The sequence below is a fragment of the Pseudomonas sp. MWU347 genome (assembly GCF_017947305.1).
GTDB classification, from domain to species: Bacteria; Pseudomonadota; Gammaproteobacteria; order Pseudomonadales; family Pseudomonadaceae; genus Aquipseudomonas; species Aquipseudomonas putida_A.
On the sequence record NZ_JAFGZB010000001.1, the window covers coordinates 41,066 to 54,757 of the forward strand.

The following is a 13,692-nucleotide window of genomic DNA, read 5'->3' on the forward strand; positions in this document are numbered from 1 at the left end:
CGATACTTGCCTAGACTGATTCCCCATCAGCTACGCCTCGCGTTCCGCTTTGCTTAAGGCCCTTTTGCATGTCCGATTCTCGTTATCAGGTCGACGTCAGTGTCGTTACCCGCTACCTGGCAGAACAATCGCAACCCGAGCACAACCGCTTCGCCTTCGCCTACACCATCACCGTGCAGAACAATGGCGAGCGCCCTGCCCAGCTGATGTCACGACATTGGGTGATTACCGACGGTGACGGGCATGTCGAAGAGGTTCGCGGCGCTGGCGTCGTCGGCCAGCAACCGCTGATCGAGGCTGGCAAAAGCCACACCTACAGCAGCGGCACGGTGATGACCACCAAGGTCGGCACCATGGAGGGCACTTACGAAATGGTCGCCGATGACGGCAAGCATTTCGACGCGATCATCAAACCTTTCCGCCTCGCCGTCCCCGGAGCCCTGCACTGATGACGACGTACGCCGTCGGCGACCTGCAAGGCTGCCTCGAACCGCTCAAATGTCTGCTCAAGCAAGTGGCTTTCGACCCGAAGCTCGATCGGCTGTGGCTGGTCGGCGACCTGGTCAACCGCGGCCCGCAATCGCTGGAGACCCTGCGTTTTCTCTACGGCATGCGCGATTCGCTGGTTTGCGTACTGGGTAACCATGACCTGCACCTGCTCGCTGCGGCCAACAACATTGAGCGCCTGAAGAAGTCCGATACCCTGCGCGAGATCATTGAAGCCCCCGACGCAGCCGATCTGCTCGAGTGGCTGCGCCAGCAGAAACTCATGCACTACGACGAACAACGCGAAGTAGCCATGGTGCACGCAGGCATCCCACCGCAGTGGTCCTTGCGCAAGGCCCTGAAGTACGCGGCCGAGGCCGAAGCGGCACTGCGTGACGACAACCTGTTTCCGCTGTATCTCGATGGCATGTACGGCAATGAGCCGGCGAAGTGGGACAGCGAGCTCACGGGCGTAACCCGCCTGCGCGTCATCACCAACTATTTCACCCGCATGCGCTTCTGCACCGCCGAGGGCAAGCTCGACCTCAAGAGCAAGGAAGGTCTCGACACTGCCCCGCCCGGCTATAAGCCATGGTTCCAGCACAAAGAGCGCAAGACCCGCGGTCTGCGCATCATTTTCGGCCACTGGGCCGCGCTGGAAGGCGATGTCCGTGAACCGGGCATCTCGGCACTGGACACCGGTTGTGTCTGGGGCGGCAGCCTGACCCTGATGAACGTCGACAGCGGCGAGCGCGTGTCATGCAAATGCGATGAACACGGCGGGCTTGCGCCATCAGTCGCACCACTTATCCCCGAAACTCCACCAGTCAGCGCCCCGCGTTAGACTGCGCACTCTGCCGAGCTACAGGAACCCGCCATGAGCGAATTCAAACGAATCCCCCCGGAACAGGCCCATGCCCTGCGTGAGCAAGGCGCAGTCGTGGTCGATGTCCGTGATCCTGCAACTTTTGCCGCCCTGCATATCAGCGGTTCGAAGCATCTGGACAACCACTCGCTGCACGCCTTCATTCAAGGCGCCGACCTCGATGCACCGACCGTTGTCGTCTGCTACCACGGCAATTCCAGCCAGGGCGCGGCCGCCTACCTGATCAGCCAGGGCTTCTCCGACGTCTACAGCATGGACGGCGGCTTCGAGCTGTGGCGTGCGACTTATCCGTCGGAAACCGCGCAAGGCACCGCCGAATAATTTTTTTGTCACGCGCAGGCCCCGGCTGCCGTGGGCCTGCGCGCGGCAGACGAACGGTCTGCCACAACTAATTACGTATCTCGCCTTTACCTCTCGAATTCCCAACTATCCTTAAGCCCAGGCCATCCAAAACAGGGGAGAGCCGGTACACCGGCGCACGGGTCATCGGGAGTGACTTTCAAGGTTGTCGACCGCGAAAGTGTTCTGGGGGGTAAACAAGCGGCCACCACGGCTGCTTGCCAGCATCGACTGAGTGATCCGGCGTCGGCTCCACGTATCGAGCGAGGTGACGTCATGAGTATCTTTAGCCACTTCCAACAACGCTTCGAGTCCACACGCCAGGAAGAACTCTCGCTGCAGGAGTACCTGGAGCTGTGCAAAAAGGACCGCAGCGCTTACGTTTCCGCCGCCGAGCGTCTATTGATGGCCATCGGCGAACCCGAGCTGCTCGACACGTCGACCAACTCGCGGCTGTCGCGGATCTTCTCCAACAAGGTGATTCGTCGCTATCCGGCCTTTGAAGACTTCCACGGGATGGAAGAATGCATCGACCAGATCGTCTCGTATTTCCGCCATGCCGCCCAAGGCCTGGAAGAGAAGAAACAGATCCTCTACCTGCTCGGCCCCGTCGGTGGCGGTAAATCGTCCCTGGCCGAGAAGCTGAAACAGCTGATGGAAAAAGTGCCCTTCTACGCGATCAAGGGCTCGCCGGTATTCGAATCCCCGCTGGGTCTGTTCAACGCCACCGAAGATGGCGCGATCCTCGAGGAAGACTTCGGCATCCCGCGGCGCTACCTGAACACCATCATGTCGCCGTGGGCGACCAAACGCCTGGCCGAATTCGGTGGCGACATCAGCCAGTTCCGTGTGGTCAAACTGTATCCGTCGATCCTCAACCAGATCGCCGTGGCCAAGACCGAACCGGGTGACGAGAACAACCAGGACATCTCGGCGCTGGTCGGTAAGGTCGACATCCGCAAACTCGAGGAATACCCACAGAACGACGCCGACGCCTACAGCTACTCCGGTGCGCTGTGCCGGGCCAACCAGGGCCTGATGGAATTCGTCGAAATGTTCAAGGCACCGATCAAGGTGCTGCACCCATTGCTGACCGCCACGCAGGAAGGCAACTACAACAGTACCGAAGGGCTGGGGGCGATTCCGTTCACCGGGATCCTGCTCGCGCACTCCAACGAATCGGAGTGGCACACCTTCCGCAACAACAAGAACAACGAAGCGTTCATCGACCGGATCTACATCGTCAAAGTGCCGTACTGCCTGCGGGTCAGTGACGAGGTGAAGATTTACGACAAATTGCTGTTCAACAGTTCGCTGGCCAAAGCACACTGCGCCCCCGACACCCTGAAGATGCTGGCGCAGTTCACCGTGCTGTCGCGCCTCAAGGAACCGGAAAACTCCAACATCTACTCGAAGATGCGCGTCTACGACGGGGAAAATCTCAAGGATACCGATCCGAAGGCCAAGTCGATCCAGGAATACCGCGATTCGGCGGGCGTCGACGAAGGCATGAACGGTCTCTCGACCCGCTTCGCGTTCAAGATTCTGTCCAAGGTGTTCAACTTCGATCCGCATGAAATCGCCGCCAACCCGGTGCACCTGTTGTATGTACTGGAACAACAGATCGAGCAGGAACAGTTCCAGGCCGAGACCCGCGAACGCTACCTGCGCTACCTCAAGGAATACCTGGCGCCGCGTTATATCGAATTCATCGGCAAGGAGATCCAGACCGCTTATCTGGAGTCTTACAGCGAGTACGGGCAGAACATCTTCGACCGCTATGTGCTGTATGCGGACTTCTGGATCCAGGATCAGGAATACCGCGATCCGGAAACCGGCGAGATTCTCAACCGTGTCGCCCTGAACGAAGAACTGGAGAAAATCGAGAAACCGGCGGGCATCAGCAATCCGAAGGATTTCCGCAACGAAATCGTCAACTTCGTGTTGCGCGCCCGAGCCAACAACAACGGCAAGAACCCGACCTGGCTCAGCTACGAGAAACTGCGGGTGGTCATCGAGAAGAAAATGTTCTCGAACACCGAAGACCTGCTGCCAGTCATCAGCTTCAATGCCAAGGCGAGCAAAGAGGATCAACAGAAACACAACGACTTCGTTACTCGAATGGTCGAACGCGGCTACACCGACAAACAGGTAAGACTTCTGTCCGAATGGTACCTACGGGTCCGGAAATCGCAGTAAAACAGCTACAAGCTTCAAGCTACGAGCTGCAAGAAAAAAGCATGTGAACGCTGTGCTTCTACTTGCGGCTCGCAGCTCACAACTTGAAGCTGCCCGGAGGGCCACGTATGAGCTATGTGATCGACCGACGTCTCAATGGCAAGAACAAGAGCACGGTGAACCGCCAGCGCTTCCTGCGGCGTTACCGTGATCACATCAAGAAGGCTGTCGAAGAGGCAGTCAGCCGCCGTTCCATCACTGACATGGAACACGGCGAACAGATCAGCATTCCCGGTCGCGATATCGACGAACCGGTGCTTCACCACGGTCGCGGCGGCAAGCAGACCGTGGTTCATCCCGGCAACAAGGAATTCACTGCCGGCGAACACATCGCCAGGCCTCCGGGGGGCGGCGGTGGACGCGGTCCCGGCAAGGCTGGCAATTCCGGCGAGGGCATGGACGAATTCGTTTTCCAGATCACCCAGGAAGAATTCCTCGAGTTCATGTTCGAGGACCTTGAACTGCCGAATCTGGTCAAGCGCAACCTCAGTGGTACCGACACCTTCAAGACCGTGCGCGCGGGGATCAGTAACGAAGGCAACCCGTCGCGGATCAATATCATCCGCACCCTGCGCTCGGCCCACGCCCGGCGCATTGCGCTGTCCGGCAGCAGCCGTGCCAAACTGCGCGAGGCCAAAGAGGAACTGGCGCGATTAAAGCGCGAAGAGCCGGACAACTTCGGCGATATTCAGGAACTCGAAGCGGAAATCGAGAAACTCAGCGCGCGCATTCACCGCGTGCCGTTCCTCGATACTTTCGACTTGAAATACAACCTGCTGATCAAGCAACCCAACCCCAGCTCGAAAGCGGTGATGTTCTGCCTGATGGACGTGTCCGGCTCGATGACCCAGGCGACCAAGGACATCGCCAAACGCTTTTTCATCCTGCTGTACCTGTTCCTCAAGCGGAACTACGACAAGATCGACGTAGTGTTCATCCGCCATCACACCAGCGCCCGGGAAGTGGACGAGGAAGAGTTCTTCTACTCGCGGGAAACCGGCGGCACCATCGTCTCCAGCGCCCTGAAGCTGATGCAGGAGATCATGGCCGAGCGCTACCCGAGCAACGAATGGAACATCTACGCCGCGCAGGCTTCCGACGGCGACAACTGGAACGATGACTCGCCGATCTGCCGCGACATCCTGATCAATCAGATCATGCCGTTTGTGCAGTACTACACTTATGTGGAGATCACCCCGCGCGAACACCAGGCCCTCTGGTACGAATACGAACGCATCGCCGAAGCCTTTTCCGACACGTTTGCCCAGCAGCAACTGGTCTCGGCCGGGGATATCTATCCGGTCTTCCGTGAACTCTTCCAGCGCAGGTTAGTGACATGACCGCCAAAGAGCAGAAACGCCAACCCATTTCCACCGGCTCCGAATGGACGTTCGAGCTGATCCAGGCCTACGACCGCGAAATCGCCCGGATTGCGGCCGGCTATGCCCTGGACACCTATCCCAACCAGATCGAAGTGATCACCGCCGAACAGATGATGGACGCCTATGCCTCGGTCGGCATGCCACTGGGCTATCACCACTGGTCCTACGGCAAACACTTCCTCAGCACCGAGAAATCCTACAGCCGCGGCCAGATGGGGCTGGCCTACGAGATCGTGATCAACTCGGATCCGTGCATTGCCTATCTGATGGAAGAAAACACCATCTGCATGCAGGCGCTGGTGGTGGCACACGCGTGCTATGGCCATAACAGTTTCTTCAAGGGCAATTACCTGTTCCGCACCTGGACCGATGCCAGTTCGATCATCGATTACCTGGTGTTCGCCAAGCAGTACATCATGCAATGCGAGGAGCGCCACGGTATCGATGCGGTGGAGGACCTGCTCGACTCCTGCCATGCGCTGATGAATTACGGGGTCGATCGCTACAAGCGTCCCTACCCGATTTCCGCCGAGGAAGAACGCCGGCGGCAGAAGGATCGCGAAGAGCACTTGCAGAAGCAGATCAACGATCTGTGGCGCACCATCCCCAAAGGCGCGGACAAGTACAGCGACAAGGACAACGCCCGGTTCCCGGCCGAGCCGCAGGAAAACATCCTGTATTTCATCGAGAAGCACGCGCCGTTGCTGGAGCCGTGGCAACGGGAGATCGTGCGGATCGTGCGCAAGATCGCCCAGTATTTTTATCCACAGCGTCAGACTCAGGTGATGAACGAGGGCTGGGCCACCTTCTGGCACTACACCCTGATGAACGACCTGTACGACGAGGGCCTGGTGACTGACGGGTTCATGATGGAATTCCTCACCTCGCACACCAGCGTGGTGTTCCAGCCAGGCTTCGACAGCCCTTACTACAACGGGATCAACCCCTACGCATTGGGTTTTGCGATGTATCGCGACATCCGCCGCATGTGCGAAAACCCCACCGAGGAAGACCGGCGCTGGTTTCCGGACATCGCCGGTTCCGACTGGCTGTCGAGCATCAAATTCGCCATGAGCAGTTTCAAGGATGAGAGCTTCATCCTCCAGTACCTGTCACCGAAAGTGATCCGCGACCTGAAGCTCTTCAGCATCCTCGATGACGACCAGAAGGACGATTTGCTGGTCCCGGCGATCCACGACGAAACCGGTTACCGGATCATCCGCGAAACCCTGGCCGCGCAGTACAACCTCGGCAACCGCGAACCGAACGTGCAGATCTACAGCATCGACCGCCGCGGCGACCGCTCGCTGACCCTGCGTCACCAGCAACATGACCGCAAACCCTTGGGCGATTCCACCGACGAGGTACTGAAACATCTGCACCGGTTGTGGGGCTTCGACATTCACCTGGAAACCCTTCAGGGCGACCAGATCATGAAAACTCACCACGTACCGCCGCGAAGTGAACACAGCGAGGGTGATTACGGTCGACTCGACCTGGCCGTGATTCATCTCTAGATGCGGTTCTGACCTCCGAAAGTCCGACACAAGGGTTATCCTGTCGGGCTAACGGAGGTTTTTTATGCAGATTTTCAAGGTTGGCGGTGCGGTACGCGATCGCTTGCTGGGTATACCGGTCACCGACGTTGATCGGGTGGTGGTGGGCGCGACCACTGAGGAAATGCTCGCCCAGGGCTTTCGCCCCGTGGGTGCGGATTTTCCGGTATTCCTTCACCCGAAAACCGGCGAGGAATACGCCCTTGCCCGCACCGAACGCAAAAGCGGTCGCGGTTATGGCGGGTTCACTTTTCACGCAAGCCCCGAAGTCACTCTGGAAGAAGACCTGATCCGTCGTGATCTGACCATCAATGCGATAGCTGAGGACGACCAGCAAAACCTCACCGATCCCTATCATGGGCAACGCGATCTCGAAGCGCGGATCCTGCGCCACGTTTCCCCCGCATTCGCCGAAGATCCGCTCCGCGTGCTGCGCGTTGCGCGCTTTGCTGCCCGTTATGCCAGTCTTGGCTTCACTGTCGCACCAGAAACACTGGAACTGATGCGCCAGCTCAGCGAGTCCGGCGAACTGCAGGCGCTGACCGCCGAACGCAGCTGGAAAGAAATCTCCCGCGCACTGATGGAAGATCAGCCGCAGGTATTCATCCAGGTGCTGCGCGATTGCGGCGCACTGAAAGAACTGATGCCGGAAGTCGACGCGCTGTTTGGCGTGCCACAACCGGAAGTGCATCACCCGGAAATCGACACCGGCCTGCACACTCTCAGCGTTCTGGAGCAATCAGCTCTGCACAAACAACCGCTGACGGTACGCTGGGCTTGCCTGCTGCATGACCTCGGCAAAGGCCTGACGCCGGAAGAAGAGTGGCCACGACATATCGCCCATGAACACACTGGGTTGAAGCTGATCAAAGCGGTCAACGAACGCTTCAAGGCACCGAAGGATTGTCAGGAGTTGGCCTTGCTTGTCGGCAAGTACCACACCCACTGTCATCGGGCGCTGGAATTGAAGGCCTCAACATTGCTGGAGCTGTTGCAGAGCTTTGATGTGTATCGACGACCGCAGCGGTTTGAAGAGTTTGTCGGCGCATGCGAAATGGACGCCCGAGGCCGTAAAGGGCTGGAGCAGAGAAGTTATCCACAGGCCGATTATTTACGCGGCGCTGCCCAGGCTGCGCGGGAAGTCGCGGTGCAGCCGTTACTGGAGAAGGGATTCAAAGGCCCGGAACTGGGCGAAGCGCTGAAGCGAGAACGACTGAAGGCGCTAAAAGCCTACAAAGACAAGGCGTCAGCCTGAAAAGCTTCGCGAGCAAGCCCGCTCCCACAAGGGGAATGCATTCCAAATGTGTGGGCTTGCTCGCGAAAGCGGCCGTTAATTCAACGTAAATCCGAAGACGTCAGTTGCTGCCCACGCCACTCAAAGGCCACCGGCGCCAACACCTGATCAATCTGCGCCTCGGCCCACAACGTCGCGAAGCTTTTCCCCACACCCGGATGCACCCGATCCGGCGCAATCAGCGACAGCGGCCACAGCACAAAGGCGTTTTTCAGAATCTCGGCACGCGGCAGAATCAAGCCGTCGAAGTTACCGGTCAGATCGCCGTATAACAGCACGTCGATATCCAGCGGCAGCCCCTTGCGATCCGGCGCATAGCGCCCGTTATCGGCTTCGATGAATTTCAGGCGCCGATCCAGCTCCATCAAGGGCAGATCGGTAAATGCCGAGACCACGAAGTTGAAGAAAGGCCCGCTCTTGATCCCCACCGGCTGACTCTTGAATACCGCCGAACAGCGGATATCCACCAGAAACGTCGCCAAAGCGTCGAGCCCGGCGCGCAAATGGGTTTCGCGCTCGATATTGCTACCGAGCCCGAGGTACACCTGAGTCAGCGACATCCGCGCTCGATCTCCACACCCACGCCACCCTTGGCGGCCGGCACGGCGCCCGGTTTGGTCAGCTTGAGGCGAACCCAGGTGATCTTGAACTCGGCCATCAATACTTCCACCAGACGCTCGGCAAAGGTCTCGACCAGTTGATATTGGGATTGCTCGGCAAACGCCTGGATACGCGTGGAAACGCTGGCGTAATCGAGCGCCAGGGTCAGGTCGTCACCGGCGGCGGCCGGGCGATTGTCCCAGGCGAAGCTCAGATCAAGACGCAGGCACTGTCGAATGCCCCGCTCCCAGTCGTAAGCACCGATCACGGTGTCGACTTCCAGGCCCTCGATAAACACTCTGTCCAAGCACTTTTCTCCGCTGCACGACAAGGGCGCAATGCGCCGTTAGAATCAGGGCGTCCTCGCCCGGAATAGTTAGCATGTTTTGGTTACTGGCGACTCTCGCCTACCTGCTCGGCTCTCTGTCCTTCGCCATTTTGCTCAGCCGCCTGACCGGAAACCCGGATCCGCGAATGAGTGGCTCGGGTAATGCCGGCGCCACCAACATGCTGCGCCTGGTCGGTCGCAAACTGGCGATCCTGACCCTGCTCGGTGATCTGTGCAAAGGCCTGGTACCGGTGCTGATCGCAGCGGCCGCTGGCCTTTCGTTGCAGGATCAGGCCTGGATCGGCGTGTGCGCCGTTATCGGTCACCTGTTCCCGCTGTATTTCCGTTTTCGCGGCGGCAAAGGCGTCGCCACGGCTGCCGGCATGCTGCTGGGCCTGTATCCACCCGCCGCGCTGCTGGCGGTGTGCGCCTGGCTGCTGACGTTCTACCTGACCCGTACCAGCTCGCTGGCGGCGCTGATCGCCACGCCCCTGACCTTGCCCTTACTCGCGTGGCAAGAACCGGAAGCGCTGCTGCCGATGAGCGCGTTGACATTGCTGATCGTCTGGCGCCACCGCGGCAATCTACGCGACCTGTTTGCCGGGCGCGAACGGCATTTTTAAATACCGCTCAGCCACACCGCCAATCGCACCGCCAATCACAGTGCCGACAACTGCTCCATCGGCCAGCGCGCCTGCACGCTGATCGCCAGACTTTCCTGCTGACCAGCCTGCAAACGCTGACAACCGGCAAACGCGATCATCGCGCCATTGTCTGTGCAGAACTCCGGGCGGGCGTAGAACACATCGCCCTGCATGTCGCCGAGCATCTTTTCCAGCGAAGCGCGCAAGGCCTTGTTGGCGCTGACGCCGCCAGCGATCACCAGACGCTTCATGCCCGCGTGTTTCAGGGCGCGCTTGCACTTGATGGTCAAAGTCTCCACCACGGCCTGCTGGAACGCCAGCGCGATGTCGCAACGGACTTGCTCGCTGTCGTCCCCGGCGCTGACGCATTGCTGCCAGGTATTGAGGGCAAAGGTTTTCAGACCGCTGAAGCTGAAATCCAGACCCGGGCGATCACACATCGGACGCGGGAAGGTGAAACGCCCTGCGACGCCCTTCTCGGCCAGCTTGGCGATTTCCGGCCCGCCCGGATAATTGAGGCCCATCATTTTCGCGGTTTTGTCGAACGCTTCGCCGGCGGCATCGTCGAGGGTCTCGCCGAGCAGGCTGTATTGGCCAATGCCATCGACCTGAACCAGCTGCGTATGCCCCCCGGAAACCAACAAAGCGACGAACGGGAATTCCGGCGGTTTTGGCTCCAGCATCGGCGCCAGCAAGTGGCCTTCCATATGGTGCACACCGAGTGCCGGAATGCCCCAGGCAAATGCCAGCGCCTGAGCGCACGAGGCACCGACCAGCAGCGCCCCGACCAGGCCCGGGCCCGCGGTGTAGGCGATCGCATCAATCTCGGTCGGCACGCAGTCAGCCTCGGCCAACACCTGACGAATCAAGGGCAGCATGCGTTTGACATGGTCACGCGAGGCCAGCTCCGGCACCACGCCGCCATAGACGCGGTGCAGGTCGATCTGACTGAACAGCGCGTCGGCCAGCAGGCCGCGTTCGCTGTCGTATAATGCGACGCCGGTTTCGTCGCAGGAAGTTTCTAATCCCAGTACTAGCATGGGTTTGCGCCTTGTTTAGGCTGAATTCGAAGGCGCGCATAATAGTCGCCATGCGATGCCCCGACTAGCGGTTTTCGATCAGAGGCTTTGCATTCCGAGCGATGAGGGGTTAACATCCGCAACCCTTAAAAACCGACGTCTTCAAGTGCTCTTTTGCCGCGAGGATGTTGACCCCGGTAATGAATGAAGGTAGCTCTGGATGCCAGCCGTCAAAGTTAAAGAGAACGAACCCTTCGACGTAGCTCTGCGTCGTTTCAAGCGCTCCTGCGAAAAAGCCGGTGTACTGGCTGAAGTTCGTAGCCGCGAATTTTACGAGAAGCCAACTTCTGAGCGTAAGCGCAAAGCAGCAGCCGCTGTTAAGCGTCACGCCAAGAAAGTTCAGCGCGAACAGCGCCGCGCCGTTCGTCTGTACTAATACACAGACGATCGTAGCAAGCTTCTTGCCTAAGCCCGGCCCTCAGCCGGGCTAATGGCATTTGCGTAAAACGCTTGATGCTTCACCGTCGAAGCCGCACACGCGACCGAGACAAATCTGCTTCACGCGTCAGACCTGGCTCTTTTGCCAGCGGTGCACGTCTTTTCTGACGAGCCTTTCAAGGCTACTGACGAGCACACCCACTGATTCCTCTTACGACGATCAGCCCAAGGCACCTGCATGCGTGCCCGTTTTATTGAGCTATCCGGGGCCATTTATCGGCCGTCAGCGGATTCAGCGCAACACTTTCAAATAGTCGAAAACTGATGAGTACTGACGTCAGTGGTTTTTCGGCAGATACACTTCCCGACAGCGATCACGCAACCGAACCCGGTCGAGCCGCCCATTTTGTGCGCCTCACTCAAGACCTGCGTCCGGCCGCCCTTCGCATCGGACTCATTACAGCGCAGACGAGAACGCCATGGCCGGGCTGATTCCCCAGAGCTTTATTGACGACCTCCTGAACCGCACCGACATCGTCGACGTGGTCAGCTCGCGTGTGCAACTGAAAAAGGCCGGCAAGAACTACACTGCCTGCTGCCCGTTCCATAAAGAGAAAACCCCATCGTTCAGCGTCAGCCCGGACAAGCAGTTCTATTACTGCTTCGGTTGCGGCGCCGGTGGCAACGCCCTCGGCTTTCTCATGGACCACGACAACCTGGATTTCCCCCAGGCGGTTGAGGACCTGGCCAAAGCCGCCGGCATGGAAATCCCCCGCGAAGAAAGTGGCCGCCCGCACAAACCGCGGCAGCCAACCGATTCGCCGCTGTACCCGCTGCTCACCGCCGCCGCCGATTTCTACCGCCAGGCGCTCAAGAGTCATCCGGCGCGCAAGGCTGCGGTGGATTATCTCAAGGGCCGCGGACTGACCGGCGAGATCGCCCGGGACTTCGGTCTCGGCTTCGCGCCGCCGGGCTGGGACAACTTGTTCAAGCATTTGAGCAGCGACACTTTGCAGCAGAAGGCCATGATCGACGCCGGACTGCTGATCGAGAACGCCGAAACCGGCAAACGCTATGACCGCTTCCGCGATCGCGTGATGTTCCCGATCCGCGATACCCGCGGCCGCATCATCGCTTTCGGTGGCCGGGTACTCGGCGACGACAAGCCGAAATACCTGAACTCGCCGGAAACCCCGGTCTTTCATAAAGGCCAGGAGCTCTACGGCCTCTATGAAGCACGCAAGAACAACCGCAACCTCGACGAAATCATCGTCGTCGAGGGTTACATGGACGTCATCGCCCTCGCCCAGCAAGGTTTGCGCAATGCCGTCGCGACCCTGGGCACTGCAACCAGCGAAGAACACCTCAAGCGTCTGTTTCGGGTAGTGCCGAACGTTTTGTTCTGCTTCGACGGTGACCAGGCCGGCCGCAACGCCGCGTGGCGCGCACTGGAAGCAACATTGCCGTGCCTGCAGGACGGGCGCCGCGCGCGCTTTCTGTTTTTGCCCGAAGGCGAAGACCCGGACACCCTGGTTCGCGCCGAAGGCACTGATGCCTTCAAGGCCCGCATCAACCAACATGCGCAGCCGCTGGCCGATTATTTCTTCCAGCAACTGACCGAGGAAGCCGATCCGCGCTCGCTCGAAGGCAAGGCCCATATGGCCACCCTCGCCGCGCCGCTGATCGACAAAGTGCCGGGCGCCAACCTGCGCATCCTGATGCGCCAGCGCTTGAGCGAAATTACCGGTCTGAGCAGCGAAACCGTCAGCCAGCTGGCGCAAAGCGCGCCGCAGGAAGCGCCGCCCGCCTACGATCCGGGCATCGATTACGACGCAATGCCGGATTACAGCGACTACCATCAGCCGCAGGCACAAGACATGTATGTGCCGCAGCAGGAGTGGACGCCGAAGAAACCCGGCGCCGGCGGCAAGAAATGGGACAAGAAACCCTGGGACAAGAACGGCAAGCGTGGCGGCGATCGCGATCAACAACGCCCGCGCACGCCGATTGGCGTCGAATCACCGACCCTGACCGCGCTGCGAACATTGCTGCATCACCCGCAACTGGCCGAGCGCGTCGAGGACGCCGGGCACATTGCGGACGAAAATCAGACCAACGCACAGTTGCTTGTGGCGCTGCTCGAAGCCGTACAGAAGAATCCCAAGCTAAACTCATTTCAGTTGATCGCGCGATGGCACGGCACTGAACAGGGTCGCTTGTTGAAAGCGCTGGCGGAAAAGGAGTGGCTGATTGACGGAGAAAACCTTGAACAACAGTTTTTCGACACCATTACTAGCTTGTCAGCCCGCCAACGCGAGCGAAATCTGGAACAGTTGCTCAGGAAAGCGCGTCAAAGCGAACTGAGCGCCGAAGAGAAAAATCAACTGCGCGACCTTTTAAGTCGCAATGTTTCCGCATCAAACCCGACCTCAACTGGCGCGTGAGGTCATAGCTCAGGTATAATCCTCGGCTTGTTTTTTGC

General features: G+C 59.3%; 13 protein-coding genes. 10 read left to right on the plus strand and 3 right to left on the minus strand.

Annotated elements, in window-relative coordinates; genetic code table 11:
* Positions 1-68 precede the first annotated feature (68 nt).
* The 7 genes from apaG to KCG87_RS00220 all read left to right on the plus strand — a co-directional run bounded on the left by apaG (position 69) and on the right by KCG87_RS00220 (position 8,142).
* The gene (apaG, locus tag KCG87_RS00190; RefSeq protein ID WP_027610717.1) at positions 69-449 is read left to right on the plus strand and encodes a Co2+/Mg2+ efflux protein ApaG; all 381 of its coding nucleotides are present in this window, start codon (positions 69-71) and stop codon (positions 447-449) included.
* A complete protein-coding gene (locus KCG87_RS00195) occupies positions 449-1,330 on the plus strand; it encodes a symmetrical bis(5'-nucleosyl)-tetraphosphatase (RefSeq protein WP_027610716.1) in 882 nt (293 codons plus the stop codon). Before apaG ends, KCG87_RS00195 begins: the two co-directional genes overlap by 1 nt.
* Before the next feature lie 33 nt (positions 1,331-1,363).
* The gene (glpE, locus tag KCG87_RS00200; RefSeq protein WP_027610715.1) at positions 1,364-1,693 is read left to right on the plus strand and encodes a thiosulfate sulfurtransferase GlpE; all 330 of its coding nucleotides are present in this window, start codon (positions 1,364-1,366) and stop codon (positions 1,691-1,693) included.
* A 294-nt stretch (positions 1,694-1,987) separates the two neighbouring features.
* Complete coding sequence (locus KCG87_RS00205) at positions 1,988-3,910, plus strand: PrkA family serine protein kinase (RefSeq protein ID WP_003228848.1); 1,923 nt, start codon at positions 1,988-1,990, stop codon at positions 3,908-3,910.
* A 107-nt stretch (positions 3,911-4,017) separates the two neighbouring features.
* Positions 4,018-5,289: a YeaH/YhbH family protein gene (locus KCG87_RS00210; protein ID WP_003228849.1), complete on the plus strand. Its 1,272-nt coding sequence runs from the start codon at positions 4,018-4,020 to the stop codon at positions 5,287-5,289.
* Positions 5,286-6,848: a SpoVR family protein gene (locus tag KCG87_RS00215; protein ID WP_027610714.1), complete on the plus strand. Its 1,563-nt coding sequence runs from the start codon at positions 5,286-5,288 to the stop codon at positions 6,846-6,848. The genes KCG87_RS00210 and KCG87_RS00215 overlap by 4 nt, the downstream gene beginning before the upstream one ends.
* 64 nt (positions 6,849-6,912) lie before the next feature.
* The gene (locus KCG87_RS00220) at positions 6,913-8,142 is read left to right on the plus strand and encodes a multifunctional CCA addition/repair protein (RefSeq protein ID WP_098965916.1); all 1,230 of its coding nucleotides are present in this window, start codon (positions 6,913-6,915) and stop codon (positions 8,140-8,142) included.
* Positions 8,143-8,222: 80 nt separating this feature from the next.
* Here the strand turns inward: KCG87_RS00220 and folK are convergent, their stop codons facing one another.
* The gene (gene folK, locus KCG87_RS00225; RefSeq protein WP_210556548.1) at positions 8,223-8,741 is read right to left on the minus strand and encodes a 2-amino-4-hydroxy-6-hydroxymethyldihydropteridine diphosphokinase; all 519 of its coding nucleotides are present in this window, start codon (positions 8,739-8,741) and stop codon (positions 8,223-8,225) included.
* Positions 8,732-9,088 (minus strand): dihydroneopterin aldolase, encoded by a 357-nt coding sequence (gene folB, locus KCG87_RS00230; protein WP_003228857.1) that lies wholly within the window; start codon positions 9,086-9,088, stop codon positions 8,732-8,734. The genes folK and folB overlap by 10 nt, the downstream gene beginning before the upstream one ends.
* Before the next feature lie 74 nt (positions 9,089-9,162).
* Between folB and plsY the strand changes: the two genes are divergently transcribed.
* Positions 9,163-9,732, plus strand: a complete 570-nt coding sequence (plsY, locus tag KCG87_RS00235) for a glycerol-3-phosphate 1-O-acyltransferase PlsY (protein WP_027610711.1) — start codon at positions 9,163-9,165, stop codon at positions 9,730-9,732.
* A gap of 35 nt (positions 9,733-9,767) precedes the next feature.
* Here the strand turns inward: plsY and tsaD are convergent, their stop codons facing one another.
* Positions 9,768-10,793: a tRNA (adenosine(37)-N6)-threonylcarbamoyltransferase complex transferase subunit TsaD gene (tsaD, locus tag KCG87_RS00240; protein WP_210556546.1), complete on the minus strand. Its 1,026-nt coding sequence runs from the start codon at positions 10,791-10,793 to the stop codon at positions 9,768-9,770.
* A gap of 199 nt (positions 10,794-10,992) precedes the next feature.
* Between tsaD and rpsU the strand changes: the two genes are divergently transcribed.
* The gene (rpsU, locus tag KCG87_RS00245) at positions 10,993-11,208 is read left to right on the plus strand and encodes a 30S ribosomal protein S21 (RefSeq protein WP_002551877.1); all 216 of its coding nucleotides are present in this window, start codon (positions 10,993-10,995) and stop codon (positions 11,206-11,208) included.
* Between the two features lie 481 nt (positions 11,209-11,689).
* A complete protein-coding gene (gene dnaG, locus KCG87_RS00250; protein WP_135296688.1) occupies positions 11,690-13,654 on the plus strand; it encodes a DNA primase in 1,965 nt (654 codons plus the stop codon).
* Positions 13,655-13,692 lie beyond the last annotated feature (38 nt).

Coding starts and splice junctions, on each gene's coding strand:
- apaG (WP_027610717.1), top strand. CDS start 69: ATGTCCGATTCTCGTTATCAGGTCGACGTCAGTGTCGTTACCCGCTAC.
- KCG87_RS00195 (WP_027610716.1), top strand. CDS start 449: ATGACGACGTACGCCGTCGGCGACCTGCAAGGCTGCCTCGAACCGCTC.
- glpE (WP_027610715.1), top strand. CDS start 1,364: ATGAGCGAATTCAAACGAATCCCCCCGGAACAGGCCCATGCCCTGCGT.
- KCG87_RS00205 (WP_003228848.1), top strand. CDS start 1,988: ATGAGTATCTTTAGCCACTTCCAACAACGCTTCGAGTCCACACGCCAG.
- KCG87_RS00210 (WP_003228849.1), top strand. CDS start 4,018: ATGAGCTATGTGATCGACCGACGTCTCAATGGCAAGAACAAGAGCACG.
- KCG87_RS00215 (WP_027610714.1), top strand. CDS start 5,286: ATGACCGCCAAAGAGCAGAAACGCCAACCCATTTCCACCGGCTCCGAA.
- KCG87_RS00220 (WP_098965916.1), top strand. CDS start 6,913: ATGCAGATTTTCAAGGTTGGCGGTGCGGTACGCGATCGCTTGCTGGGT.
- folK (WP_210556548.1), bottom strand. CDS start 8,741: ATGTCGCTGACTCAGGTGTACCTCGGGCTCGGTAGCAATATCGAGCGC.
- plsY (WP_027610711.1), top strand. CDS start 9,163: ATGTTTTGGTTACTGGCGACTCTCGCCTACCTGCTCGGCTCTCTGTCC.
- tsaD (WP_210556546.1), bottom strand. CDS start 10,793: ATGCTAGTACTGGGATTAGAAACTTCCTGCGACGAAACCGGCGTCGCA.
- rpsU (WP_002551877.1), top strand. CDS start 10,993: ATGCCAGCCGTCAAAGTTAAAGAGAACGAACCCTTCGACGTAGCTCTG.
- dnaG (WP_135296688.1), top strand. CDS start 11,690: ATGGCCGGGCTGATTCCCCAGAGCTTTATTGACGACCTCCTGAACCGC.